The 26,203-nt window shown below is 61.3% G+C and carries 21 protein-coding genes; 11 read left to right on the top strand and 10 right to left on the bottom strand.

What is annotated here, in order from left to right:
- Nucleotides 1-166 precede the first annotated feature (166 nt).
- The 9 genes from F2S13_RS03425 (at nt 167) to F2S13_RS03465 (ending at nt 11,322) form a co-directional block, all read left to right on the top strand.
- Complete coding sequence (locus F2S13_RS03425) at nt 167-3,985, top strand: bifunctional nitrate reductase/sulfite reductase flavoprotein subunit alpha (protein WP_166359047.1); 3,819 nt, start codon at nt 167-169, stop codon at nt 3,983-3,985.
- Between the two features lie 350 nt (nt 3,986-4,335).
- Nucleotides 4,336-6,894 carry a nitrite reductase large subunit NirB gene (gene nirB / locus F2S13_RS03430; protein WP_166359048.1) on the top strand — a complete coding sequence of 853 codons (2,559 nt, stop codon included), beginning with the start codon at nt 4,336-4,338 and terminating at the stop codon, nt 6,892-6,894.
- Nucleotides 6,894-7,268, top strand: a complete 375-nt coding sequence (gene nirD / locus F2S13_RS03435) for a nitrite reductase small subunit NirD (RefSeq protein ID WP_166359049.1) — start codon at nt 6,894-6,896, stop codon at nt 7,266-7,268. Before nirB ends, nirD begins: the two co-directional genes overlap by 1 nt.
- A gap of 177 nt (nt 7,269-7,445) precedes the next feature.
- On the top strand, nt 7,446-8,378 hold the full coding sequence (gene pcaQ, locus F2S13_RS03440) for a pca operon transcription factor PcaQ (RefSeq protein WP_166359050.1): 933 nt from the start codon (nt 7,446-7,448) through the stop codon (nt 8,376-8,378).
- A 167-nt stretch (nt 8,379-8,545) separates the two neighbouring features.
- Complete coding sequence (gene bamJ / locus F2S13_RS03445; RefSeq protein WP_166359051.1) at nt 8,546-9,268, top strand: BamJ family beta-barrel-assembly machinery protein; 723 nt, start codon at nt 8,546-8,548, stop codon at nt 9,266-9,268.
- A gap of 292 nt (nt 9,269-9,560) precedes the next feature.
- Complete coding sequence (locus F2S13_RS03450) at nt 9,561-10,013, top strand: YkvA family protein (protein ID WP_166359052.1); 453 nt, start codon at nt 9,561-9,563, stop codon at nt 10,011-10,013.
- A gap of 131 nt (nt 10,014-10,144) precedes the next feature.
- Entirely contained in the window at nt 10,145-10,489 is a 345-nt protein-coding gene (locus F2S13_RS03455) for a helix-turn-helix domain-containing protein (protein ID WP_166359053.1), read from the top strand.
- Nucleotides 10,486-10,854 (top strand): hypothetical protein, encoded by a 369-nt coding sequence (locus F2S13_RS03460; protein WP_166359054.1) that lies wholly within the window; start codon nt 10,486-10,488, stop codon nt 10,852-10,854. The genes F2S13_RS03455 and F2S13_RS03460 overlap by 4 nt, the downstream gene beginning before the upstream one ends.
- 12 nt (nt 10,855-10,866) lie before the next feature.
- Nucleotides 10,867-11,322, top strand: a complete 456-nt coding sequence (locus F2S13_RS03465) for a tetratricopeptide repeat protein (RefSeq protein WP_166359210.1) — start codon at nt 10,867-10,869, stop codon at nt 11,320-11,322.
- On the opposite strand, the gene F2S13_RS03470 is transcribed toward F2S13_RS03465, so the two are convergent.
- From F2S13_RS03470 to F2S13_RS03480, 3 genes are all read right to left on the bottom strand, one after another.
- Nucleotides 11,234-13,069, bottom strand: coding sequence for a GGDEF domain-containing protein (locus F2S13_RS03470; RefSeq protein WP_166359055.1), 1,836 nt, complete (start codon nt 13,067-13,069; stop codon nt 11,234-11,236). The genes F2S13_RS03465 and F2S13_RS03470 overlap by 89 nt on opposite strands.
- 102 nt (nt 13,070-13,171) lie before the next feature.
- Nucleotides 13,172-14,155 (bottom strand): RHS repeat-associated core domain-containing protein, encoded by a 984-nt coding sequence (locus tag F2S13_RS03475; protein ID WP_166359056.1) that lies wholly within the window; start codon nt 14,153-14,155, stop codon nt 13,172-13,174.
- A gap of 170 nt (nt 14,156-14,325) precedes the next feature.
- Nucleotides 14,326-16,407: a carboxy terminal-processing peptidase gene (locus F2S13_RS03480; RefSeq protein WP_178118973.1), complete on the bottom strand. Its 2,082-nt coding sequence runs from the start codon at nt 16,405-16,407 to the stop codon at nt 14,326-14,328.
- Between the two features lie 139 nt (nt 16,408-16,546).
- On the opposite strand from F2S13_RS03480, the gene F2S13_RS03485 reads away from it, so the two are divergent.
- A complete protein-coding gene (locus tag F2S13_RS03485; RefSeq protein WP_166359058.1) occupies nt 16,547-17,509 on the top strand; it encodes a zinc-binding dehydrogenase in 963 nt (320 codons plus the stop codon).
- A gap of 114 nt (nt 17,510-17,623) precedes the next feature.
- On the opposite strand, the gene F2S13_RS03490 is transcribed toward F2S13_RS03485, so the two are convergent.
- From F2S13_RS03490 to F2S13_RS03515, 6 genes are all read right to left on the bottom strand, one after another.
- Entirely contained in the window at nt 17,624-18,274 is a 651-nt protein-coding gene (locus tag F2S13_RS03490; RefSeq protein ID WP_166359059.1) for an HAD family hydrolase, read from the bottom strand.
- A gap of 24 nt (nt 18,275-18,298) precedes the next feature.
- Entirely contained in the window at nt 18,299-19,288 is a 990-nt protein-coding gene (locus F2S13_RS03495) for an ABC transporter ATP-binding protein (RefSeq protein WP_166359060.1), read from the bottom strand.
- 1 nt (nt 19,289) lies between these two features.
- On the bottom strand, nt 19,290-20,087 hold the full coding sequence (locus F2S13_RS03500; RefSeq protein ID WP_166359061.1) for an ABC transporter permease: 798 nt from the start codon (nt 20,085-20,087) through the stop codon (nt 19,290-19,292).
- On the bottom strand, nt 20,074-20,916 hold the full coding sequence (locus F2S13_RS03505; protein WP_166359062.1) for an ABC transporter permease subunit: 843 nt from the start codon (nt 20,914-20,916) through the stop codon (nt 20,074-20,076). Before F2S13_RS03505 ends, F2S13_RS03500 begins: the two co-directional genes overlap by 14 nt.
- Nucleotides 20,913-21,719: an alkaline phosphatase family protein gene (locus F2S13_RS03510; RefSeq protein ID WP_166359063.1), complete on the bottom strand. Its 807-nt coding sequence runs from the start codon at nt 21,717-21,719 to the stop codon at nt 20,913-20,915. The genes F2S13_RS03505 and F2S13_RS03510 overlap by 4 nt, the downstream gene beginning before the upstream one ends.
- A gap of 167 nt (nt 21,720-21,886) precedes the next feature.
- Nucleotides 21,887-22,951, bottom strand: coding sequence for an ABC transporter substrate-binding protein (locus F2S13_RS03515; RefSeq protein WP_166359064.1), 1,065 nt, complete (start codon nt 22,949-22,951; stop codon nt 21,887-21,889).
- Nucleotides 22,952-23,315: 364 nt separating this feature from the next.
- Here F2S13_RS03515 and F2S13_RS03520 point away from each other — a divergent pair, with 364 nt between their 5' ends.
- Nucleotides 23,316-24,029 carry a UTRA domain-containing protein gene (locus F2S13_RS03520; protein WP_166359065.1) on the top strand — a complete coding sequence of 238 codons (714 nt, stop codon included), beginning with the start codon at nt 23,316-23,318 and terminating at the stop codon, nt 24,027-24,029.
- Here F2S13_RS03520 and F2S13_RS03525 read toward each other — a convergent pair.
- On the bottom strand, nt 24,026-26,200 hold the full coding sequence (locus F2S13_RS03525; protein WP_343047145.1) for a mechanosensitive ion channel family protein: 2,175 nt from the start codon (nt 26,198-26,200) through the stop codon (nt 24,026-24,028). The genes F2S13_RS03520 and F2S13_RS03525 overlap by 4 nt on opposite strands.
- Nucleotides 26,201-26,203: the final 3 nt, after the last annotated feature.

A 26,203-nucleotide genomic window follows, 5' to 3' on the forward strand; every position in this document is an offset into this window, starting at 1 on the left:
ATTTGCCGGTTTTGGCGCGTGCCTTGCAATAACACGCGTATCCAGCAGTCAACGCAGACTGCACTGTTCACGACAAAGGCGCCGTGTTGCCCCCCGCTCACTTGAAGAGCGGAGGGCAACAGGGCGCCTTTTTGTTTCAAGGCCACAAAGGCCATGGGGTACGCGTATGACCAGCACAACGGTTCGCAGTGTCTGTCCTTATTGCGGTGTGGGCTGTGGCATCGTCATGAATGTCGCCGACAACCGGGTGATCAAGGTCAGTGGCGACAAACAGCACCCGACCAATTTTGGCCGTCTGTGCACCAAGGGTACGACCTGCGGCCAGGCCATCGCCGAATCCGGGCGCATGGAGCACGCTTTCATGCGCCACGAACGCCAGCGCGACCCGGTGCGGGTCGGCATGGATGCCGCCATCAGCGCAACAGCGTCCAGGTTGCGGGCGCTGCTCGACCAGCACGGTCCCGACGCCCTGGCCTTCTATGTCTCCGGGCAAATGTCACTGGAGGCCCAGTACCTGGCCAACAAACTGGCCAAGGGCTTCGTTCGCAGCCGTCACATCGAGTCCAATTCACGCCTGTGCATGGCCAGTGCCGGCAGCGGTTACAAACTGTCCCTGGGTGCCGATGGACCACCCGGCAGCTATCAGGATTTCGACAAGACCGACCTGTTCTTCGTCACCGGCGCGAACATGGCCGACTGTCACCCGATTCTGTTCCTGCGCATGATGGACCGGGTCAAGGCCGGGGCCCGGCTGATCGTGGTCGACCCGCGCCGCAGTGCCACCGCCGACAAGGCCGACCTGTACTTGCAGATCAAGCCGGGCACCGACCTTGCCCTGCTCAACGGCCTGCTCCATCTGCTGCTGAAAAGCGGCCGGGTCAATGCTGATTTCATTGCCCGCTACACCGAAGGCTGGGACGAAATGCCGGCCTTTCTCGAGGACTACACCCCCGAAAAAGCGGCAACGATAACCGGCCTCGCCGAAAGCGATATCCGCTTGGCTGCCGACTGGATCGGTCAGGCGCCGGAGTGGATGAGTTGCTGGACCATGGGTTTGAACCAGAGCATCCATGGCACCTGGAACACCAATGCCCTGTGCAACCTGCACCTGGCCACGGCGGCGATCTGCCGTCCGGGCAGCGGGCCGTTCTCGCTGACCGGCCAACCCAACGCCATGGGCGGGCGTGAAATGGGCTACATGGGCCCAGGCCTGCCGGGCCAGCGCTCGGCCCTGGTCGAAGCTGATCGGCGCTTTATCGAAAACCTCTGGCAGATCCCTCTGGGCAGCCTGCGCGCCGAAGCGGGCGAGGGCACCGTGGCCATGTTCGAGGCCATGCGCGCCGGCAGCATCAAGGCCTGCTGGATCATCTGCACCAATCCGGTGGCCAGCGTGCCCAATCGCCAGCAGGTCATCGAAGGATTGCAGGCCGCCGAACTGGTGATCACCCAGGACGCCTTCCTCGATACCGAAACCAATCGCTATGCCGACATCCTCTTGCCGGGCGCCCTGTGGGCCGAGGCCGAAGGGGTGATGATCAACTCCGAGCGCAACCTGACGCTGATGGCCAAGGCCGTCGACGCCCCGGGCGAAACCTTGCCCGACTGGCAGATCATTGCCCGTGTGGCGTGCGCAATGGGCTATGCCGATGCCTTCGACTACGGCAGCGCCGAGGAAGTGTTCGAGGAAATCAAGCGCGCCTGGAACCCGGCCACCGGTTACGACATGCGTGGCGCCAGCTATTCACGCCTGCGCCAGGCACCGCAGCAATGGCCCTGCGCTCCAGGCGCTAGCGAAGACCGCAACCCGATCCGCTACCTCAACGATGGGGTGAGCCAGGCCCTCAGGTTCGACGCCGACGGCCAGCGCCCGGCGATTGCCTTCGCCACTGCCAGCGGCAAGGCGCGCTTCTTCGCTCGTCCACACCTGCCGCCCGCCGAGATGCCCGATGACGCCTTCCCGCTGGTGCTCAATACCGGCCGCCTGCAGCACCAGTGGCACACCCTGACCAAGACCGGCAAGGTGCCGACGCTGAACAAGCTCAATCCCGGGCCCTTCATCGAGATCCACCCCGAGGATGCCACGCGCCTGGGCATCGCCGAGCGCGACCAGGTGCAGGTACGTTCACGGCGCGGCCATGCCGTGTTGCCGGCACAGATCAGCGACCGGGTACGGCCCGGCACCTGCTTCGCGCCCTTTCACTGGAACGATGTGTTCGGCGAAGACCTGGCCATCAATGCCGTGACCTGCGATGCGGTCGACCCGATCTCGCTGCAACCGGCGTTCAAGTTCTGTGCGGTTGCGCTGACCCGTGTCAGTGGGGCGCTGATCCCGCTGCAGCCGATTGCGCAACAGGCGCCCGTTGATTCGTTGGCACGACATCTGGTGCTCTGGGCTTCGCAGACTGGCAACGCTGAAGCCGTGGCTACGCAGTGTGCCGAACAGCTGCGTCATGGCGATCAATCCGTGCAATTGAGCAGCATGGATGCGGTAACCCTGGATGAGGTGTACAGCGCCGCCAGCGTCCTGCTGATCGCCAGTACTTTCGGCGATGGCGATGCCCCGGACAATGGCGCGGCACTCTGGCAGGCCTTGCAGGGTGAAGCGGCGTCGCGCTGTGCGGGGCTGCGTTTTGCCGTGCTGGCGCTGGGCGACTCCAGTTACGATCAGTTCTGCGGCTTTGGCCGCAAGCTCGATCAGCGCCTGGTCGAACTGGGGGCGCAGCGCCTGGCCGAACGGGTCGATTGCGAGCCGGAGTATCAGGAACTGGCCGAGCAATGGTTGAGCAAGGTCAGCTCGGCCCTGGTCGGCGCGCCTGCCCTGAAATCCACCGTCAAGCCGGTCCAGACCGACAAGCGCAGCAGCGACCTTTACAGCAGGCAGCGCCCCTGGAAGGCGCGGTTGCTGCACAATCGCCTGCTCAACAGCCCGGGCGCAGCGAAGGAAACCCGGCAGATCGTTTTCGATCTCAAGGATTCCGGGTTCGAGTATCAGGCGGGCGATGCCCTGGGCGTCTGGCCCAGCAACTGCCTGACCCTGGTGGAAGACCTGCTCGGCACCCTCGGGCTGGACAGCAGCGCCCATGTCCACATCAAGGATCAAGGCGAGTTGCCGCTGGCCGTGGCGCTGCAAAAGCACCTGGAGATCACCCGTATTACCCCGGACTGGCTGAGCTTCATCGCCGAGCGCAATGGCAGCCAGCGCCTGCGCGAATTGCTGGCACCCGAGCGCAAGGCCGAACTGAAGGATTGGCTCTGGGGCCGGCAGTTGATCGACCTGCTGCATGAGTTCCCGCTGGAACTGGCGGTCGAGGAAATGCTGGGCTTGCTCAAGCCCTTGCAACCGAGGCTGTACTCCATCAGCTCGAGCCCCAAGGTCACCCCGGAAGAGGTGCATCTGACCGTTTCCACCGTGCGCTATCGGCACAACGACCGGGCACGCAGTGGCGTCTGCTCGGCCTTCCTGGCCGACCGTGCCGAACATGGGCTGGTGCCGATTTTCGCCCAGAAGTCTGCGCATTTCCGTGTGCCGCAGGATTCCCAGGCACCCATGATCATGGTCGGCCCGGGCACCGGTGTGGCACCGTTTCGCGCCTTTCTGCAGGAACGTCAGGCCATCGGCGCGACGGGCAAGAACTGGCTGCTGTTCGGCGAGCAGTGTGCCGCCAGCGATTTCTACTATCGCGATGAGTTGCTGGCCTGGCAGCGCGACGGGCATTTGCATCGCCTGGACACGGCGTTTTCCCGTGATCAGGAGCAGAAGATCTACGTCCAGCAACGCATGCTCGAGCAGGGTGCGCAGCTCTGGCGCTGGCTGGAGGAGGGCGGGCACTTCTATATCTGCGGCGATGCCAGCCGCATGGCCAAGGATGTCGATGCCGCGCTCAAGGCGGTGGTGCGCGAGCATGGCCGCTTGAGCGTCGAAGATGCCGAGGCGTATGTCGCAGGTATGAGCCGCGACAAGCGTTATCTGCGCGACGTGTATTGAGGGCGCCGCGCCCCATTAGTGTGAAAGCACGGCAAAAGTGCACCAAGAGGGATCGATATTGTACTGGCTGACCTTAGCCAGGGCACGGAAATCAAGGGTTACAGCAGTTGGCACGTAACCTGCTTTTCTCCATTCAGGCACGCCAAGACGCATTGGCAGGCAGTCCGCGGTGGTCAACGTCGATCACATAACAGGACAGGTGAGCCGGGCATTCGTACCCGCGCAACCTTACACAGATCAATACCAGGCAAAGGCGCCTGGAGCTTCGGCTCCAGGCGCCTTTTTTTGTTTGTTTTTTTCAGGGGCTGGCCGCACAGGCCACCGTGAATGGCCTTGAGTGAGGAACCTGTATGAATTCGATAGTGACGATCGCACACCGGCAAAAGCTGGTCATCGTGGGCAACGGCATGGTCGGCCATCATTGTGTCGAACAATTGATCGAGCGCGGCGCGCTGGCGCATTTCGAGGTGCAGGTATTCGGTGAGGAGCGCCAGCGCGCCTATGACCGCGTGCACCTGTCGGAATACTTCAGCGGCAGCGATGCCGAGACCCTGGCCCTGGGCGATGCGCAACTCTACGGGATGCATGGTGTGCGCCTGCACCTGGGCGAGGCGGTGCTGGAGATCGACCGCGAGCACCGTGAAGTGGTCACCTCCCTGGCTCGTTATCCGTATGACCAGTTGATCCTGGCCACCGGCTCCTATCCCTTCGTGCCGCCGATTCCCGGTTCCGAAGCCGAAGCCCGGTTGGTCTACCGCACCCTGGACGACCTCGACGCCATTCGCGCCGCCGCAGCTAGCGCACGTCGTGGCGTGGTGGTCGGCGGTGGCCTGCTCGGCCTGGAAGCGGCCAACGCGCTTAAGTCCCTGGGCCTGGAAGCCCATGTGGTCGAATTCGCGCCACGGCTGATGCCGGTGCAGCTCGATGCCGACGGTGGCGCTGCCTTGCGTGCGCAGATCGAAGCGCTCGGCGTGGGCGTGCACCTGTCGCGAGCCACCCAGGCCATCGTGGCCGGTGAGGATTACCGCTACCGTATGAATTTCGACGGCGGCGAGTTCCTCGAGGCCGACCTGATCGTCTTCTCCGCCGGCATTCGTCCACAGGACGCACTGGGTCGCAGCAGCGGCCTGGATATCGCCCCGCGCGGTGGCGTGGTGATCGATGAGCACTGCCGCACCAGTGATGCGCGCATCTTCGCCATTGGCGAATGCGCCTCGTGGAACGGCAGCATCTTCGGCCTGGTCGCACCGGGCTACAGCATGGCGCGCAATGTCGCCAGCGCCCTGGCCGGGGAGGCTGCAGCCACCTTCGGCGGCGCCGACATGTCGACCAAACTCAAGCTGCTCGGTGTCGACGTGGGCTCCATCGGCGATGCCCACGCGGCCACGCCGGGGGCCAAGAGCTACCGCTTCATCGACGAAGCCAACGCCAGCTACCGGCGCCTGGTGGTCGATGCCAGCGGCAAGCGCGTCATCGGCGCCGTGCTGGTGGGCGACAACAGCTACTACGACACCCTGCTGCAGTACGTGCAGAACGGCATTGCCCTGCCGGCCGACCCCTCGACACTGATCCTGCCGGTCTCCGACGGCGCGCCAAGCCTGGGCGCCGATGCGTTGCCCGAGACGGCGACCATCTGCTCGTGCCACAACGTCACCAAGGGATCGATCTGCTCGGCCATCGACGCTGGGTGCAGCGACTTGCCGATGCTCAAGTCGCAGACCAAGGCCTGCACCGGTTGCGGTGGTTGCGCCGCCTTGCTCAAGCAAGTCTTCGAACATGAACTGGTGGCCCGTGGCGTCGCCGTGGACAAGAGCCTGTGCGAACACTTCGCCTACACCCGCCAGGAGCTGTATGCGCTGGTGCGGGTGGAAGGAATCATCACCTTCGAAGAAATGCTTGCCAAGCATGGTCGTGGCCATGTCGGCTGCGACATCTGCAAGCCTGCGGTCGGTTCGATCCTCGCTTCCTGCTGGAACCAGCCGATCATGGACCCGTCGCTGGTCCCGCTGCAGGACACCAACGACACCTTCATGGCCAACATGCAGAAGAACGGCACCTATTCGGTGGTGCCGCGGATTCCCGGTGGCGAAATCACCCCGGACAAGCTGATCGCCATCGGCGCAGTCGCCAAGAAATACGACCTCTACACCAAGATCACCGGCGGCCAGCGCATCGACCTGTTCGGCGCGCAGTTGCATGAGCTGCCGGACATCTGGAGCGAGCTGATCGAAGCCGGCTTCGAGACCGGGCATGCCTATGGCAAATCGACCCGCACGGTGAAGTCCTGCGTGGGCAGCACCTGGTGCCGTTATGGCGTACAGGACAGCGTGCAGATGGCCCTGACCATCGAAGACCGCTACAAAGGCCTGCGCTCGCCGCACAAGCTCAAGTTCGCGGTATCGGGCTGCACCCGCGAATGCGCCGAGGCACAGAGCAAGGACGTGGGCGTGATCGCCACGGAGAAGGGCTGGAACCTCTACATCAGCGGCAACGGCGGGATGCGTCCGCGCCACGCCGAGCTGTTCGCCACCGACCTGGATGACGAAACCCTGATCCGCTACATCGACCGCTTCCTGATGTTCTACATCCGCACCGCCGACAAGCTGCAGCGCACCTCGGTCTGGCGTGAAAGCCTGGAAGGCGGGCTGGACTACCTCAAGCAAGTGATCATCGAAGACAGCCTGGGCCTGGCCGCGGAGCTGGAGGCGCAGATGCAGCTGGTGGTCGATCGCTACGAATGCGAATGGGCCAATGCCCTGAAGGACCCGGAAAAACTCAAGCGCTTCCGCACCTTCGTCAACGACAAGCGCGCCGACCCGGATATTCACTTCGTCAAGGAGCGCGGCCAGCGCCGGCCCATTGCCGCCGCTGAACTCAATCTTATCCCTGTCACCGAGGAGGTGGTCTGATGGCAACGTCGAGCAACGCCGTACGCGTGCAAAACCCGGAACTGTGGCAGTCGGTGTGCACACGCCAGGACCTGATCGCCGACTCCGGCGTGGTGGTCTGGCTGGACGGCGCCCAGGTTGCGCTGTTCTACCTGCCGGGCGAGCAGCAGGGGCGAACCCTGCACGCGGTCGACAACCACGATCCGCAGTCGGGGGCCAATGTGATCGGGCGGGGGCTGGTCGGCAGTCTCAAGGGTGAGCTGGTGATTGCCTCGCCCTTGTACAAGCAGCATTTCAGCCTGGTTGATGGCAGTTGCATGGAAGATCCAGGGCAGCGGTTGCGGGTGTGGCCGGTGCGGTTCAATGGGGATGAGGTGGAGATCGGGGTGGCCTGATAGTCCTCGTTCCCACGCTCCGCGTGGGAATGCCTCCTGCGACGCTCTGCGTCGGCTCAGGCAGGTCGACGCTGGAGCGTCTGGCACTGCATTCCCACGCGGAGCGTGGGAACGAGGGGGAAGGATGCATCGCAGGCAGGTTTGTGTTGCCCAGGGTCATCGCATACGCTTGCCCCCATGAACCTCGACACCCGCATCAAATTCCGTCACCTGCTGTGCTTTCTCGAAATTGCCCGCCAGGGCAGTTTTGCCAAGGCTGCCGACGCCATTGCGATCAGTCAGCCCGCCATCTCCAAGACCCTCAAGGAGCTCGAAGACCTGCTGCAGACGCGGCTGTTCGAGCGTGACAAGAACGGTGTCGAGCTGACGCCGGCCGGGGTGCGCTTCATGGGCTATGCAGGGCCCTGTGTGCAGGCCCTGCGCGACGGCGTATCGACCTTGCGCGGTGAAGCGCATGCGCCGCCGCAGGTGAAGGTCGGTGTGCTGTCTACCGTCGAGAGCCTGTTGATGCCCGAGGTGTTGTGCCGCTTGCACCAGCGCCACAGCGCCCTGGTGGTCAGTGTCGTGACCGGACCCAGTGCGCACCTGCTGGCGCAATTGCACGTCGGCGAGCTGGACCTGGTGATTGGCAGGATGACCGACAGCCCGCAGATCCAGGGCCTGCTGTTCGAGCACCTGTACAGCGAGTCAATGTCGCTGGTAGTCCGTCCCGGCCACCCCTTGCTCGCGCACCAGCCCACCGAACGCAACCAGGTCAATCGCTACCCGCTGGTGCTGCCCCTGGCCGGCACGACCATCCGCAAGCATGCCGACAGCCTGTTCGTGCAGTGCGCCATCGAGCCGCCTTCGCAACGCCTGGAAACATTGTCGCCGGCGCTGAGCCGGCGCTATGTGCTTGGCAGCGATGCGGTCTGGGTCGCCCCCCATGATGCGGTGCTTGTGGACATCAGCCGGGGTGAGTTGTGCGAGCTGGATCTGGGCGTGCAGGAGCCCGGTGGGTCGGTGGGAATCTGCAGCAACGCTGCACTGCCATTGCCGTTGCCGGCACAATGGTTGTGCGAGGTGTTGCGCGAAGTCGCGGGGCAATATCGCGAAGGTTCTTACCCTTGATTTTCCGAAGTTGGTCTATCGTTAAACCTTTGTGGGTGCAAAAGCGTTTACAGACCTGAACTTATCTTCATTTTCACGCTCTCATGCCGGTAGCCATTGGTCGTGGCCGCCTGATAAGCTCGCGGCTTTACTCGAATGCCCTTTTGGCGGATGAACAAGGAAATAGCATGAAACAGCATCGGTTGGCGGCGGCAGTTGCCCTGGTTGGCCTGGTTCTGGCGGGTTGCGATCAACACAGCACCGTCGAATTGAAAACTCCTGCGCAAAAAGCCTCCTACGGCATCGGCCTGAACATGGGCAAGAGCCTGGCGCAGGAAGGCATGGATGATCTGGACTCCAAGGCTGTTGCCCAAGGCATCGAAGATGCTGTCGGCAAGAAAGAGCAGAAGCTCAAGGACGAAGAGCTGGTAGAAGCCTTCGCCGCGCTGCAGAAGCGTGCTGAAGAGCGCCTGGCCAAGATGAGCGAAGAAGCCTCTGCTGCCGGGAAGAAATTCCTGGAAGAAAACGGCAAGAAGCCTGGTGTTGTCACCACCGCTTCCGGCCTGCAGTACGAAGTGGTCAAGAAAGCCGATGGCCCTCAGCCAAAAGCCTCTGACGTAGTGACCGTTCACTACGAAGGCAAGTTGATCGACGGCAAGGTCTTCGACAGCTCCGTCGAGCGCGGCTCGCCAATCGATCTGCCGGTCAGCGGCGTGATCCCGGGTTGGGTCGAAGGCCTGCAACTGATGCACGTCGGCGAGAAGTACAAGCTGTACATTCCGGCTGAACTGGCCTACGGCGCGCAAAGCCCAAGCCCGTCGATCCCTGCCAACTCGGTTCTGGTCTTCGACCTGGAACTGCTGGCAATCAAGGATCAATCGAAGGATCAGGATCAAAACGCCGCCAAATAATTGGCAGCCTTTGATACCCCAGCGCCCCGTCTCGACGGGGCGTTGTCGTTTCAGGAGGCGGTAACCGAACGCCAGTGCCCTGGTGTAGTCTTATCAACAGGCGCCAGGGCGGTAACCGTTCCAGGTGATTGAAGTCAATGAATTTCCGGTGTTTTTTCATGTGTGTAAAAAACGCCCGATTTAAGTTTGGCCCTTGTAAAACGGGGCTCTCCTGCAGCAAAAGGGGCTCTGTTCACAAGGTTATCCACAATTACTGTGGATAACCTTCCTCGGTATCGACGCTGGAGGACACATGAAAGCACCCTGGAATTTCGCCCGGTTCCTGCCGCTAGCAGAACGCCTGCTCAGCCGCGGTCGGTTGCCGGCGCTGATATTCGCCGTGGCGCGCAAGGGGCTCGGCCAGGGACATCGCCTGGGCAAGCTCAAGGAGGATATCGGCTTGCTGCAGGCGTTGTGCCTGGCGTACTGGCGCGGTGAGTACCGTGCCATCAGCCTCAAGGCTGTGGTGACAGTGGTGGCGGGGTTGCTGTACTTTGTCAGTCCGCTGGATGCGATTCCTGACTGGTTGCTGGGCGTCGGCATGCTCGATGATATCGCCGTACTGGCCTGGGTGATGAAGGCCATCAGCGATGAACTCGATGCCTTTCGTGCCTGGCGGGCTCGCCAGAAGCCGGAAAAACTGCGCATTGTCGAGCGCCTGCCGGATAGCCCCGAGGCCCTGCAACTGGAACATCACAAAGGCTGAACAATAAAAATATTGACGTCATTTAAACAGCTTTGCCGCAGAGACCCGCAGAAGTCCTTGTCGGCTGTTAATATTATTGGCATAAGGATTGTGCCGACCGATTACATATCGTAATCCTACAGGGGGTTGTAATGGGTATTCAGGTCATCAGTCGTGATGGTCAACCAGAATATGCGGTTGTCCCATGGGCGCAGTACCAGGCTCTGCTAAGGGCGGCAGGGCAACCGGAACACAGTGTCAGCGAATCTTCTCCAACACCGTCAGCGATTCCAGCGGCCACCGAACTGCCTGGCCTTGAGTCGTTGCAGCCGCTGCGCGAGGCCAAGGGCCTGGCAATTGAAAGCCTGGCGCGCACAGTGGGCATCAGTCCTTCCTATCTGGCCATGATTGAAAGTGGCGAGCGCGTACCGGATGCGGCAATCCGACGAAGCCTTGCCTGGGAGCTGGGGGTTCCTGGCTGGAGGGATGCATCGTGACCAGCGTACGTATCAGCCGCCAACAGTGGGTAGGGCTGCTGACGGAGCTTGATCATGCCCGCCGCCAACGTCACCTGCTAACGTATCGGGCATTGCTCGAACGTTTGCAGTTCCCGACGCCCGCCATGCAGACACTCACGGCCGCGCTGGAGTACCTGGCGGTGCTCGATGCCCGTGCCGACCAGCCCTTGCGCAGTTCGCTGGTGATCAGCCAGGGCGCGAGTCGATTGCCGCGAACCGGTTTCTTTGAGTGCGTCGAGCGCCTGGGACGTTTTTCCGGCCCCTCCGACGGTGTCGCCGCGGCGTCCTGGCACGCCTCCGAAGTGGTTCGGGTGTTCGAGTACAGTTATCCCGAGGAGGCGTAAGCCTTGCAACGACTGCTGTGGCGCATGCGTGCCCGTTTCAGCTATTGGCTGGCGCGGCGCCTGTTTCATTGGCGGTGGTTCGTTCGCCAGCCGCGTGCCTGGCGCTGGCTCGAAGGCCAGTTTTCGCGCATGGCAAACCTGGGCGATATCGGCGCCCTGAGTTTCTACGGGCACATCCTGGCCTTTCGTGGCCAGGGCCTGGGGGCGCGGGAAGAGGGGGTGCGCCTGCTGCGCCTGGCGGCCCAGGGCGGCGATGGCAAGGCGGCTTATCAATTGGGTGTGATCAGCCTTGCCGGAACCCCGAGCGTGGCACCTGATGCCCAGGCGGCGCTGCAGTGGTGGACCCTGGCGCTGAAGGCCGGGCATCCGCTGGCCGCGCTCAAGTTGTCGCAGTTGTATCAGCAGGGCGGTCCGGGCCTGGCCCCGGACCCTGAACAGGCGCGACGCTATCAAGCGAACCCGCATTGAGAGTGTCGATCAGGTGCAGGCTGTAGCCCGGGATGTGCTTGGCATGGTGCTTGGCCTGGGAGGCAAGTTCAGCCAACTGACTGGCGTCGAGCAGAGCGCAGGCCTCTGCGCGCAAGTGCACGACACCGATCGAGAGTGACAGCAGCGGAAATTCCTGGCGCTGTCCCTGGCGGTTCCAGGAAATGAAAACACCTTCATCCAGATGCTCGGCACGGTAGAAGCGCCGGCATTGCCCCTGGAAGTCTTCCAGCAGCTGTTGCAGGCGCTTGCGCCAGTCTTCAACGCCCAGCACCAGCAAAAAATCATCCCCGCCAATATGCCCGACAAAATCGCGGCTGGGGTCGACCCGTTCGTTCAGGCACTGGGCCAGGCACAACAGCACCTCGTCGCCACGGCTATAACCGTAGATATCGTTGAAGGGTTTGAAGCTGTCGATATCCACATAGCAAATCACCGCCTCGCGACCTTGTTGCAACACGCGGGCCAGGCATTGCTGAATCGGCACGTTGCCCGGTAGCAGGGTCAGGGGGTTGGCATGCCGGGCCTGCTGGATCTTCAGTTCGGTGATCAGCTTGAGCACGTCGATGACCCGGCCCATGCCCAGGTAACAGCCGTTGACGGTGATGATGAAATCTTCTTCGATCCGCTGCCGAGCGCGGCTGGTCAGCAATCGGCTGACCTGTTGCAGTGACTGGTTGAGCTCGACGGCGAGAAAATCCTCGCTCATCAGCCGGCTGATCGGCTTGCGTGCGAACAGATCGGTGCCAAAGGGCTTGAGCAGCGCTTCAGAGAGCGAATGACGGTGGACGATGCCGACAGGGTGGTCCTGGGCGTCGAGCACCGCCAGCGAGTTCAGGTTGGCTTGGCGCCGAAAGGCTTCCAGTACCTCAGCCGTAGGCGTGTCGCTGGCCACCGCCGGTTGAGCGATCAGCAGGGAGCCCAGGGCGCTGCCCTCATCATTGAGGGGCGGCAAGCCGGCGTCCATGTGCCGTGGCAGCAGGGCCCCAATGCTGCGCGGCGGTTGTTCCTGGGGGCGGCAAAGCAGGTAGCCCTGGACCAGGTCCACGCCCATTTCGGTGAGCACCGAGAGCTCTTCGGCCAGCTCGATGCCTTCGGCAATCACCTGCGCCCGCGAGGCCTTGGCGATCTGCAGGATGGAGCCAACGAACTCGCGCTTGACCGCATCCTGATGGATGCCATCGATGAAGTGGCGGTCGATCTTCACATAATCCGGGCGCAGCTCCGACCACAGCCGCAGGCTCGAATAGCCGGCGCCGAGATCGTCCAGGGCGATGGAAAAGCCCATGGCGCGGTAGTGGTGCAGGGCGTTGTAGAGCAGCTGGAAGTCATCGGTCGGCGTCTGTTCGGTCAGCTCGATCACCACCTGGCTGGGTTCGATACCGTAGTGCTGCAGCAACTGCAGGGTGCGCCCCGGTTGGTGGGTGGGCTCGAGCAGGGATTCGGGCGAGACGTTGAGAAACAGCTTGCCCTCGAGCTTCTGCGCGCTGAAACGGCGGCAGGCGCTTTCCCGGCAGGCGATCTCCAGCTCGCTCAGACGGCCGGCCTGGCGGGCAATGGTAAACAGATTGACGGGCGAGTGCAGCGGACTGTTGGACGGGCCCCGGCTCAAGGCTTCATAGCCGAGGATACGCCGCTCGGACAGGCAGACGATGGGTTGGAACAAGCTGTGCAAGCCGCTTTGCGCCAGAATGGCGGTCAATGCGCTGAGCTGTTCGGTGACGGTCATGACGAGGGCTACCTGAAAAAAAGGGGCTGAGCACCCATGGCGCTCAGCCCCCTATTTCACGACAGATTGATGACTGTTTGATGACGCTGCGGTTTGTTAGTGTCACTTGGGGGCACGCACGTTTGTCATTGTTTCATGGAGTGGGGGAGCCGTGGGCTTGCTTGTGTCGCGAGGTGGAATCCACCGCATTTGTACGTCGAAGCCAGTTTCAATTGGAGTGATATCGAATATGTAGTTTGTGTTGCGAAAGTTTGTATTTATTGTTTCTCGCTGCAAATCATTGATCGCTTGGTTTGGGCTAATTTTCGTGAAGTTAAGTTTAATGCCATTAAATGTAAAATCTGAAGAATAAAGTTTGTCATCTTTTCGAAATACCGCGAAACCATTCTCGGTAGCTCTGACTCCAGCGCGAGGATTGAGCGTTGGAGGTTCCTGCTCAATTCCGCTTTTGTCCCAGAATAATAGATTGTCTTGCGTTTTTTGATTGAAGCGAGCTTTGATTTTCTCTCTATTAAGTTTTCCGGATTTAAATAAACTTTGTAGGGGTTTTGACCAGGAAAAATGTCCTGTTGGGTCCATGTTGCCCACAGGATTTCCCCCGCAATACCCATAGCAATTAATCCCGCCCTTACCAAACGGACTCCAACTGTCCGGACTATTGAAGCGCATCAACACTGTATTAAAAACCCGATAACCATTACCCAGCAAATAATGTCCAAGCACGGGATCTCGTTTCTCGCCATTGAAACCCAACAAGGACAAAGGTCCCTCATTGGCAAGAAAGCCGTAAGGTGTATAAGGGAACGAGCGCCGGGTGCCAGCGCTGTTCAGGGACAATACCGAGCCTTGCAGGTCCGTCTGCGGCAACTCCACTTCTCGGTCGCTGCCTTGAAGTTGTTGCAGCGCCAGCAGTTGCTGGGCGGCCCGCATGACGGTACTGCTTTCCTGGGCGCTGACCTCACTGATGAGTTGGCCTGCTTGATAAAACTGGCGTTTCGTCCCTGCGCCATTCACTTCCCGGCCGCTGAGGCGGTCGAGTGGGTCATAGGCATAGCGACATAAAAGAGTGCGCGATGAGCTATCCATGCTGGGCTCCTGTGAATAAGTAGGCACAGCCTTGCTCATCTCCACAGCACTGAACAGCTAGCAGAATTGATAGGTACGGCAGACGTTAAAAAACGCTGTAATGAAAAAGGGCTGAGCACCTTCGGCGCTCAGCCCTTGTTTTACATCCGCATGATGGCAGCCATCATTGCTCAGTGTTTCGCCACCGCCGAATTCAAGCTCAGGTAGTCGAGCAGAATGCGCCCTGTTTCGCTGAGGTAGGCATCGTCTTCCGGCTTGGTGTTGTCCGGCTCGTCGGGCAGCGCGTCCTCGTCCTCTTTTTTCAGTTCCTTGAGCGGCTCTTCGCCCTTGGCCTTGCGGCGGGTGTTCTCCAGGGCCAGTTGCCGGGTTTCGATGTCGGTGTGCTGGGCACGACGTTCGGCTTCGTTGAGGCTGACGGTCTTCTCGCTCATCAGTTCATCGGTGAGTTTCAGGCGATCGCGGATATAGACGAACTCCGCATCCTTGGCCGAGCGTGCGTCATGGCGAGCCTTGAGCTGTGCCAGGAACGGCTTGAACGGGTCCACGGCCGGCTTGATGGCCGGGCGGATGGTGTCCCATGGCATGGCTTCAGGCAGGGCGCTCTCGCCGATTTCCTTGGTGTCGATGATCGACGGGTAGTCGATATCCGGCAGCACGCCCTGATGCTGGGTGCTCTGCCCGGAAACCCGGTAGAACTTGGCCAGGGTCAGCTTCAGTTCGCCGTGGTTGAGCGGCTGGATGGTCTGCACGGTGCCTTTGCCGAAGGTCTGGCCACCGATGATCAGCGCCCGGTGGTAATCCTGCATGGCGCCGGCGAAGATCTCCGAGGCCGATGCCGACAGACGGTTGACCAGCAGTGCCATCGGGCCTTTGTAGAAGGCGCCGGGGTTTTCGTCTTCAAGCACGTCGACCCGGCCATCGCTGTTGCGCACCAGGACCGTCGGGCCCTTGTCGATGAACAGGCTGGTCAGCTCGGTGGCTTCCTGCAGGGAGCCGCCGCCGTTGTTGCGCAGGTCGATGACCACGCCGTCGACTTTCTCTTTCTGCAGTTCGGTGAGCAGTTTCTTCACGTCGCGCGTGGTGCTCTTGTACTCCGGATCACCGGCACGGAACGCCTTGAAGTCCAGGTAGAACGCCGGGATCTCGATGATGCCCAGCTTGTAGTCGCGGCCATCCTGCTTGAGCTTGAGCACGGATTTCTTCGCGGCCTGTTCTTCGAGCTTCACCGCTTCGCGGGTGATCGGCACGATCTTGCTGGTCTGGTCGTTCGGCGCATTGCTGGCCGGAATGACTTCCAGGCGCACTACAGAGCCTTTCGGACCACGGATCAGCTTGACCACCTCGTCCAGGCGCCAGCCGATCACGTCGACCATTTCCTTGTCGCCCTGGGCGACACCGATGATCTTGTCGGCCGGTGCCACCTGCTTGGTCTTGGCCGCAGGGCCTGCGGGCACCAGGCGCACGATCTTGACCTGGTCGTTGTCGCTTTGCAGGACGGCGCCGATACCTTCGAGCGACAGGCTCATGTTGATATCGAAGTTTTCCGCGCTGTCAGGCGACAGGTAGTTGGTGTGCGGGTCGTAGGACTGGGCGAAGGTGTTGATGTACGCCTGGAAGATATCTTCTGAGCGGGTCTGGTCCAGACGCGTCAGTTGATTCTTGTAGCGTTTGGTCAACAGTTCCTGGATGGCCTTGGGTTCCTTGCCGGCGATTTTCAGGCGCAGGACCTCATCCTTGACGCGTTTGCGCCACAGGTCGTCCAGTTCAGCCTGGTTTTTCAGCCAAGGGGCGTCCTTGCGCTCGACGAGCAAGGTTTCCTTGGCGGTGAAGTCGAAGTTGTCGACGCCCTTGTTCAGCTCGGCCAGGGCGAAGTCCAGGCGGGCCTTGACCCGGTCCAGATAGCGCTTGTACATGGTGAAACCGGGGTCCAGGTCGCCGCTCTTGAGGAAGTCATCGAACTGAGTCTTCCACTTGTCGAATTCGGCGATGTCGCTGGCCATGAAATAGCTGCGCGAGGGGTCGAGCAGCTTGAGGTAACTGTCGTAGATGATCGCCGAGCGTGCATCATTGAGCGGCGGCTTGCTGTAGTGGTGGCGCTTGAGCAGCTCGACCACGTTCAGGCTGGCGACGACTTCGTCACGGTCCGGCTGGAGTTTGTCCCAGCTATTGGCGGCGAATACATTGCCCGACAGCGGAATGCTGCCCAGGCCAATGAACAGGGCCAGAGCGGTGCTTGGAAAGAAATGCTTCATGCTGATTCGACGTGGGGGCAATTGATCACGCATATTAGGCCGTCTTTGAATTCGCCGGTTCCAGGGGAACCGGTCGCATAATGCAAAAAGCCCGGGGCTACAGCACCGGGCTCAGTCATGACTCAACTATGGAGGCACTGTGAAAGCATTGCAAGGCGTTGACGGACATGTGGAGTGGGTTGAGGCACCAAGCCCGACCTGTGACGTGGGGCAAGTACGCATTCGGGTCGCCGCTGCGGGGCTCAACCGCGCTGATTTGCTGCAACGCGCCGGTCTTTATCCGCCGCCACCGGGCGCCAGTGAATTTCTCGGGCTCGAATGCGCCGGCGTGATCAGCGAAGTCGGCCCGGGCTCGTCCTGGCAGGTGGGTGATCGGGTTTGTGCACTGCTGGCCGGCGGTGGCATGGCCGAGGAAGTGGTGGTCGACGGGCGTCATGTCCTGCCGGTACCCGAGGGCTTGAGCCTGGTCGAGGCAGCAGCCTTGCCGGAGGTCTACAGCACGGCCTGGCTGAACCTGTTCCAGCTGGCGGCACTCAAGCCCGGGGAAAAGGTCTTGCTGCATGCTGGCGCCAGCGGCGTGGGTTCTGCGGCTATCCAGCTGTGCAAGGCGTTCGGTAACCCCTGCTGGGTCAGCGTGGGCTCGGCAGACCGGCTGGCTTATTGTCAGGAGCTGGGCGCGGTCGGCGGCGTGGTACGCACCGAGGGCCTGGAGGCGCTGAATGATTTTGCTCCCTTCGATGTGATTCTCGACCCGGTCGGGGCCAATTATGCGCCACTCAATCTCAAGCTGCTGGCCCGCGATGGCCGCTGGGTGATCATCGGCCTGATGGGCGGGCGCGAAGCGCAGCTGGACCTGGCCCAGGTATTGGCCAAGCGGGTACAGGTGCTGGGGTCGACCTTGCGTAATCGCGATGACCAGTTCAAGGCCGATCTGCTCAGCGATCTGGGCCAGCAGGTGTGGCCGCTGTTTGTCGAAGGGCGGTTGAAGCCGCAGCTGGCCAGGACCTATGCGGTGAGGGATGCCGAGGCGGCGTTTGCGGAGCTGGCGGGGAATCAGGTGTCCGGGAAGTTGGTGTTGGTGGTGGACGAGAGTCTGGTTTAGGGCTTTCGGGCCTCATCGCTGGCAAGCCAGCTCCCACAGAGGATCGTGAAAACACCACCATCCTCTGTGGGAGCGGGCTTGCCCGCGATCGACCGCAAAAGCGGTCGCTAGGTCTCAAGCCCACTGATGTATCGGCCACTCCGCCTTCTCGGCATGTTCACGCAGCACCGGGTCAGGGTTAACCACGTTGGGATGATCAACCTTGCTCAACAACGGCAAATCATTGCGCGAATCGGAATAGAAATACGCGCCTTCGAGGTTTTCCTCTTCCTGGTCCAGCCATTCGAGCAGGCGGGTGATCTTGCCTTCGCGATAGGTGAGGGTGCCGACGGTATTGCCGGTATAAACCCCGTTCCGGATCTCCAGATCGATCCCGAGAATTTCATCCACGCCCAGGCGTTCGGCAATGGGTTTGACCAGATGCGTACCGGACGCCGAGATGATCAGGATGCGGTCGCCGGCCTTGCGGTGCTCGGCAATTTTCTTGCAAGCATCGCTGAAAATGATCGGCTCGATGAATTCCTCGACCCAAGGCTCGACCAGATGCTCGATCTCTTCCGGTGTGCGCCCGGCAATTGGCTCCAGGCTGAAGGCCATATAGTCCTCCATCTTCAGGTGGCCCCTGCCGTAGGCGTCCATCAGTTCGGCATCCTTTTTCAGGAACTCGCTGTCGACCCAGCCCAAACGGTTCATCTGTTTGCTCCAGAGCGACGGACAGTCGCCATGGATCAGGGTTTCGTCCAAATCGAAAATTGCTAAAGCCATGTCAGAAATTCTCCTTGAAAGCCCTCAGGCTACCTCACGAAGGGCGCTGGGATCGATGGAAAGTGACACACGCTGACCATTGGGGTGCAGGTCGGCTGCCGAACGGTTCAGCACGTCGACGATCAGCTCCACGCCACGGGCCTGGACCCGGTAGCGGATCACATTGCCCAGCAGGGTATGGCTGCGCACTTCGCCGTCGAGCTCGCCGTTCAGGCCCAGTTCGATGGCTTCCGGGCGGATCGCCAGGCGCGAGGTGATCGGGCGCTGCAACAGGCGGCTGGCGCTTTGGGCGTCGAGCAGGTTGTAGTTGCCGATGAAGCCGGCGGCGAACACATCCACCGGCGCGGTATAGAGGGTTTCAGCGTCGCCGCTCTGGACGATCCGGCCCTGGTTCATCAGGAAGATCCGATCGGACATGGTCAGGGCTTCTTCCTGATCATGGGTCACGAAAATAGTGGTCAGGCCCAGCTCGCGCTGGATCTGCCGGATCTGCTCGCGCAGGTGCTTGCGGATGCGCGCATCGAGCGCCGACAGCGGCTCGTCGAGCAACAGCAGGCGCGGCCGGGTGACCAGCGAACGGGCCAGGGCCACGCGCTGACTCTGGCCGCCGGACAATTGGTGCGGGTAGCGCTTGGCGAACTCCTGCAACTCGACCAGCGCCAGCACTTCGGCGGTGCGCTTGTGGCTGTCGTCGCCGTTGACCTTTTGCATGCGCAGACCGAAGGCAATGTTCTGCTCCACGGTCATGTTGGGGAACAGTGCATAACTCTGGAAGACCATGCCGATCCCGCGTTTTTGCGGGCTCAAGGGCACCAGGTCTTGTCCGTCGAGGAGGATCTTGCCGCTGTTGACCGGCGTCAGCCCGGCAATGCAGCGCAACAGGGTGGATTTGCCGCAACCGGAGGGGCCGAGCAGGGTGACGAACTCGCCCCGTTCGATGCGACAGTTGATGTCACTGAACACCGGCGTGCTGGCGTAATTTTTTTGCAGATGTTCGACACTGACGAAACTCATTTCAGGCTTTGTCCTTGTTCAGTCGATTGGCGGCCCAGGTCATCACCAGCACGAAGAAGAAATAGGAGATCACCAGGGCGCTGTTGAAGTGGCCGCTGCTGTTGCGCATGTTGTTCAGGTAGACCTGCAGGGTTTCGTAACGAGTGCCGACCAGCAGGTTGGCGAACACGAACTCACCGAACAGGAACGAGAACGACAGCAGCAGGGCGATCATCAGGCCCTTGCGCAGGTTCGGCAGCACCACCAGGAAAGCCGCCTGCCAGGTATTGGCACCGAGCAGTTGGGCGGCGTCCATCAGGTCGCGCAGGTTGATCGCCTGCAGGTTGTTGGTGATCGCCCGGTACATGAACGGCAGGGCCACGGTGAAATAGCAACCGATCAGAATCCAGGGCGTGCCGACCATGGCCATGGGCCCGGAACCATAGAGCTGCAGCAACCCCACCGAGGACACCACCGGCGGCACGGCGAAGGGCAGCAGGATCAGGATGTTCATCAGCGCGTCGAGCCTGGGGAAGTGGTAATGCACCACGAACAGCAGCGGCAGAATCAGCACCACCGACAACAGCAGGGCACCGACGCATACCAGCAGCGACTGACCGAATGCCGTCAAAAAGCGCGGGTCGCTCCACAGTGCGATATACCATTTGAAGGTCAAGCCGCTGGGCAGGATGCTCGCCGACCAACTGGTGGCGATCGAGTAGAGCAGGGTGCCCGCCAGCGGCAGCAACAGGATGAGAAACAGCACATACACCGTCAGCCGGTGGTAGAGGCTGCCGGGGCCGGTTTCAGCGCGAGACATGGTAGCTCCTCTTCAAAAGCCATTGGTGCACGACGGTCACCAGCGTCATCAGGCCTACAAGGATCACTGCCAGGGCGCTGGCCAGGTTCGGATCGAGACTGATATCGCCGGCCACCAACCCCGCGATGCGGATCGTCATCACGTTGAAGTTGCCGGTGGTCAATGCATAGACAGTGGCATAGGCGCCCAGGGCATTTGCCAGCAGGATCACGAAAGTCCCGAGCAGGGCCGGTGTCATCACCGGCAGGCCGATATGCCACCAGTATTGCCAACTGCTGGCTCCGAGCAGGGCGCTGGATTCGCGCCAGTCTTCGCGCAACGCGTCGAACGCCGGGTACAACAGCAGCACGCCGAGGGGAATCTGGAAGTAGGTGTAGAGAATGATCACGCCAGTCTTGGAGTAGATGCTGAAGTCTTCGATCAGCCCGGACTGCTTGAGCATCATGGTGATCGCACCGTTGAAGCCCAGCAGGATGATGAAGGCGAAGGCCAGGGGCACTCCGGCGAAGTTGCTGGTCATGTTGGCGAAGGCGTTGACGAAATCGCGCAGCCGCGAATCGACATTGCGCAGGGAGTAACTGCCAAGGATGGCAATCAGAATGCCGAACACGCTCGACCAGAAGCTGATCTCCAGGCTGAACTGGATCGCCTGCCGATAGAACTTCGAGGCGAAGATCTTGCTGAAGTTGGCCAGGCCCCAGCCGCTTTCGGACTGCACGCTGTTGATCATCACCCAGGCCAGCGGGGCAATCTGAAAGATGATGAAAAAGACGGCAAAGGGCAGCAGGCAGAGCAGCGCCAGCCATTTGCCACGGGTGAATGAGTTCACTTCAAAAGCTCCCGGCAGACGGGCTTGTCGTGAGGCACGCCGAGCAATTCGCAGACTGTGCCGCACAGTTCCGTCTGCTTTGGCCGGGCGTTGCTGTCGAGACTGAAGGCATCCCCGAGGACGAACAGGGGAACTTCGCGTTCTTCAGGGAGCACGCCGTTGTGCGAGCGGTCGTTGTTCATGCCGTGGTCGGCGGTCACCAGCACCTGATAACCGGCGTCGAGCCAGGTTTGCAGGTAGTCGGCGAGAATGACATCGGCCGAGCGGGCACTGTTGCGATATTGCGGGGTGTCGAGGCCGTGCTTGTGGCCGGCGTCGTCGATGTTCATGGGGTGCACCAGCAGGAAGTTCGGCCCATGCAGCAGGCGCAGGCTTTCGGCGTCGACGAACAGATGGGAATCGGGGTAGTGGTCGACGTAATAGAAGTGGCCGTGCTGGATCGGCAGGTCTTTGGCGTCAGTGTGGCGGTCGCGGGCAGCGATGAAGGGCGAGCGGTTGTACAGTTCGCTGACCCAGTGGTACGCCGCGGCGGCGGTGCACAGGCCAGCGTCGGTGGCGTAGTGGAAGATGCTGCGCTGATTGGACAGGCGCGAGACCTGGTTATGCACGATGCCGCTTTCGATGGGCGTAACGCCTGTGAGGATGCATTCGTACAGCGGTCGTGACAGCGACGGGAGTTCGCATTCGAGCTTATATAGCGCGGCGCGGCCGGCGGCGACATAGGCTTGCAGGTGACCCATCGCATGCTGCGCCACCTGGTAGTTGAGGCCATCGAGCAGGACCAGGATGACGTTGTTGGGCATGGTGGGTGGGTTCCTTGGTGGGTATTTGTGTTGTCTGTGAGGGCCTCATCGCTGGCAAGCCAGCTCCCACAGAGGAGAGTGGTAGCACCGTCGACCTCTGTGGGAGCGGGCTTGCCCGCGAAGAGGCCGGATCAGCCAGCACAAGGCTGACTGACCCAACCCAAACCTCACTTCATCTCAACAATCACTTCCTCGTTCCACATCTGCGGCAAGGCTTTCGAGGTTTTTTCCCACGCATCGGCATCCTTGATCGGCTTCACATTCTTGTACTGCTCGTTAGGCAGCAGCTCGTCCTGGACATCGGCAGGCAGCTTCACGTGCTCGGCACGAATCGGCCGGGCATTGCCTTTCGCCAGGTTGATCTGGCCGGCATCGCTGAAGATGTACTCGCGGGTCAGTTTGGCGGCGTTGGGGTGCTTGGCATATTTGTTGATGATGGTGGTGTAGCCGGAGATGACCGAGCCATCGGATGGGATCACCACGTCAAAGCGTGTCTTGTCGATCTGCTTGCGGTAGCTCAGGCCGTTGAAGTCCCAGACCACGCCGACTTCGATTTCGCCCTTTTCCAGGGTTTGAACGGTCGGGTTGGACATCGACAGGCGTCCTTGCTTGGCGATTTCGGCGAAGAAATCCAGTGCCGGCTTAATGTTCTTTTCATCGCCACCGTTGGCGATCGCGGCCGCCAAAACGCCATTGGCTGCTTGAGCCGCGGTACTTACATCACCAATGGAGACCTTGTATTTACCGTTTTTAAGATCAGCCCAACTTTTCGGTGCGTCTGCATCCTTGACCACTTGCTTGTTGATGATGAAAGCAATGGAGCCGGTATAGGCCAGCGCCCAGTGGCCGTCCTTGTCCTTGGCCCAGGCCGGGATCTGTTCCCAGGTGCTCGGCTTGTACGGCTGGGTCACGCCCTGCTTGGTGGCGATGGGGCCGAAGGCGGCGCCGACGTCACCGATATCGGCGCTGGCGTTGTCTTTTTCGGCGGCGAACTTGGCCACTTCCTGGGCCGAGCTCATGTCGGTGTCCATGTGCTTGAGACCGTACTTGGTCGCAAGATCCTCCCAGGTGCCTTTCCAGTTGGCCCAGGCATCGGGCATGCCGACGCTGTTGACGGCGCCTTCGCTCTTGGCCGCGGCCTCGAGGGTTTTCAAATCGACATCGGCGGCCATGGCCGAGGTGCACAGGGCAATGGTCGAGCCTAACAGTGACGCCAGGAAAAGCTGTTTCATCCGAAGCTCCTTGGGATGCTTTGCAAAACACTGGAATTGTTATGGTGTTGGTTTCTATCTGGTCTAGGTCAGCAATACCCGAGCCAATGTAGGCCGCCTGGATGACAGTTTGATGTCCGGTTTCAAGCGCCAGGGCCCGCAATAGACCCTTCGTCGACTCTGAGGGATAAGCGTAGACCAGTTTCAAGTGATTGATCTGAAACGGCTTGAACGCTCAGCCCGGAGCGTCTGGAAGGGACCGTTGGGCGGTTTTGTCATCTGCGCGTCATTTGTATTGCCTAGTCTTGCAACAACTTCCGGCAACCCGGTTGGCAGTGCCTTGTGCACGCCAATGGAGCTGGACTAGACCAACCAGGTAAGGCTGATGCGCGAAAATGCACCTCGAGCGGTAACGGCGATCTGCAATGCCCTGCATGAACAGATCGAACATGGCCTGCTGCCGGCCGGCTGCAAGTTGCCGGCCGAGCGCAAACTCAGTGAAGTGTTCGCCACCACGCGCATCACCTTGCGTGAAGCGCTGGTGCAGCTGGAAGCCAAGGGTTCGATCTATCGCGAGGAACGGCGTGGCTGGTTTGTTTCGCCGGCGCGCCTGAACTATGACCTGATCAAGCGCAGCCATTTTCACGCCATGGTCCGCGAGCAGGGGCGCGAGCCCTCGACCCAACTGCTGTCGGCGCGCCTGCAACCGGCGTCGGCGGCGATCTGTGAGTGGTTGCAGCTGCCGGCCTTATCCAGCGTGATCCAGATCTGCCGGGCGCGGCGTATCGATGAGCGTCTGGTGCTGTATGCCGAGCACTACCTCAACCCGCAGTATTTTCCCGAGATCCTGCAGCATGACCTCAGCCAGTCCCTGACCGAGGTCTATGCCAGCCATTATCAGATCCATTACGGCCGGGTGCGTTTTGAAATGCTGCCCACGGCCTTGCCCGCGGCAGCCGCTGCGGCCTTGAAAGTCTCGGTGGGCAGCCCGGGCTTGCGCATCACCCGGGTCAATCATGATCAGCACGGGCGCCTGATCGATTGCGATCTGGAGTACTGGCGCCATGACGCCATCCGCCTGAGCGCCGACGTCTGCTAGTCCTTGGCGGGCTCATCGAACTGCGGACCGCCGCCACTGGTAATCACCTGCACGCTCAGGCGCGGGGTTGCCAGGTCCAGACCGGCTTCGTCCATCTGCCGCTTGAGCGCCAGGTTGAACGCCCGTGAGACTTCCCATTGGTGGATCGGGGCGGTCTTGAACCGGGCCCGCAGGATCGCCGAACCCGACTCGAAGCTTTCGACCCCCTGGATCTCCAGCGGCGACCAGATATGGCGCCGTTGCAGCGGGTCGGCGCGTAACTTCTGGGCGACGTCACGCATCAGTTTGATGGCCTGGTCGATGTTCATGGTGTGGGGGATGGCGACGCGGAAAATGGCATAGCCGAACTCCCGCGAGTAGTTTTTGATGCTCTTGATTTCACTGAAGGGGATGGTGTGGACGATGCCGTCGATGTCGCGCAGGCGCACGGTACGGATAGTCAGGCCTTCGACCGTCCCCAGATGGCCGCCGACATCCACGTAGTCGTCGATGGCCAGCGAGTCTTCGATGATGATGAACAGGCCGGTGATCAGGTCGGCCACCAATGACTGGGCGCCGAAACCGATGGCCAGACCGATCACGCCAGCACCTGCCAGCAGCGGCGTGACGTTCATGCCCATATTGGCCAGGGCAACGATCAGGGCAATGATGAAAATCGCCACGAACAGGATGTTGCGGATCAGCGGCATCATAGTCTGTGCGCGGGCGTTGGCCAGGCCCTTGCGCGAGCGGGTCAGGGCGTGCTGCAGGGCCGCATCGCTGAGAATCCACACCAGCCAGGCCGCCAGCAAGGTCCCGCCCAGGCCGAACAACTTGGCGGCAATCTGATGTTCATCGCTGTTGGTCAAGCCGATCAGCGACAGCCCCCAGACGCGCAGACCCAGTTCGATAAAGGCCAGCCACACCATCAAGTGCACCAGGGTGTAGACGAAACTTTTCAGGCGCTCGGAATACAGGGCATGCCGGCGTGGCCCCCGGTGTGGCTTGTTGGCGTGGCGGCGGACCAGGCCGTTGATGACCATGCACAGCACCAGCAGCACCGTGCACACCAGTGACTGGCGCAACGCCGTGCTGGTATCGCCGGCGGAGATGAAGGTGGCCACCAGGGAAATCGCCACCAGGACCAGCGCCGGCAGGTACCAGAAGGTGCCGAGAATCTCCAGGGTGTCGCGCAGGGCGCGTCGGCTCAAGCGCTGGGACAGTGGCTGGTTGCGGATCAGATGAGCGATGGGGCGGCGAAAGCGCAGGATGAACACGCCCGTGGAAAACGCGGCGAGCACATTGGCAGCCGTTGCCACGGTGTGGGCCAGGTTCGTCCCCAGTGCTGTACTCAGGCGTGGGTCGTTCATGGCCTCGCCGAAGGCGGCGAAACTGCCGATCAGCCACAGCGGGTGAAAGGCCTGGTGCCGCAGGATATGCAGGGCGTGACGACGGTGCGGCCCTTCGAGCAGAGAAAAGGCAATGACGCAAATGGCCGAAAACAGCGTGCCGACCACCAGGGCATAGGCCACCACCATCGCCAGCAGTTTACCCAGGGACGAGGGCAGGACATACGCCAGGTAACCGGTGATGATCAAGGCCACCAGCCAGGGCCCAAGCTTGCGCAGGGCGAAGCGGATGAGGTCGAGGGTCCTGGGGTGCTGCGGCAGCTCTTCGGTGAGACCAAAGCGCAGCCGCATACGCTGGCTGAGCCAGTTCAGGCCATACGCCAGCAAGCTCCAGACCGCGATGATCAAGGCAAACACCGAGACCATCGGCAGCCAGTGTTCAGTAGGGGCAAGCAGCTCACTGAATTCGCCCTTGGCCAGCTCGAACTCTTGCGTCCAGCGATTGAACGGGCTGTTGTCGCCGGTCAGTTGCTCTTCGAAGTGGCTCAGGGTACCGCCGATCAAGCCTAGTACGCCTTGCTCGGCTTCTGGCTGGGCTTTTTTGGCGCTGTCGCGCAGCTTCTTCAGATCGGCCAGCAACTTACCGCGCTGCTGGTCGTTTTCCAGGGCCTTGATGACTTCATCGAGCGACTGGCTCAGCGGTTCGACGGCTTCCGGCTGGGCCTTGGAGTTGCCGAGCAGACCTGGCAATCCGGCTGCCTGGGAACCTGCCATGGGCAACAGCGCCAGCAGACAGACCAACAATAACGACGGCAACGCGAACAAACGGGTGAAAAAAAGCACTAG

Origin of the sequence: Pseudomonas akapageensis (assembly GCF_011355085.1) — a bacterium.
Lineage (GTDB): Bacteria > Pseudomonadota > Gammaproteobacteria > Pseudomonadales > Pseudomonadaceae > Aquipseudomonas > Aquipseudomonas akapageensis.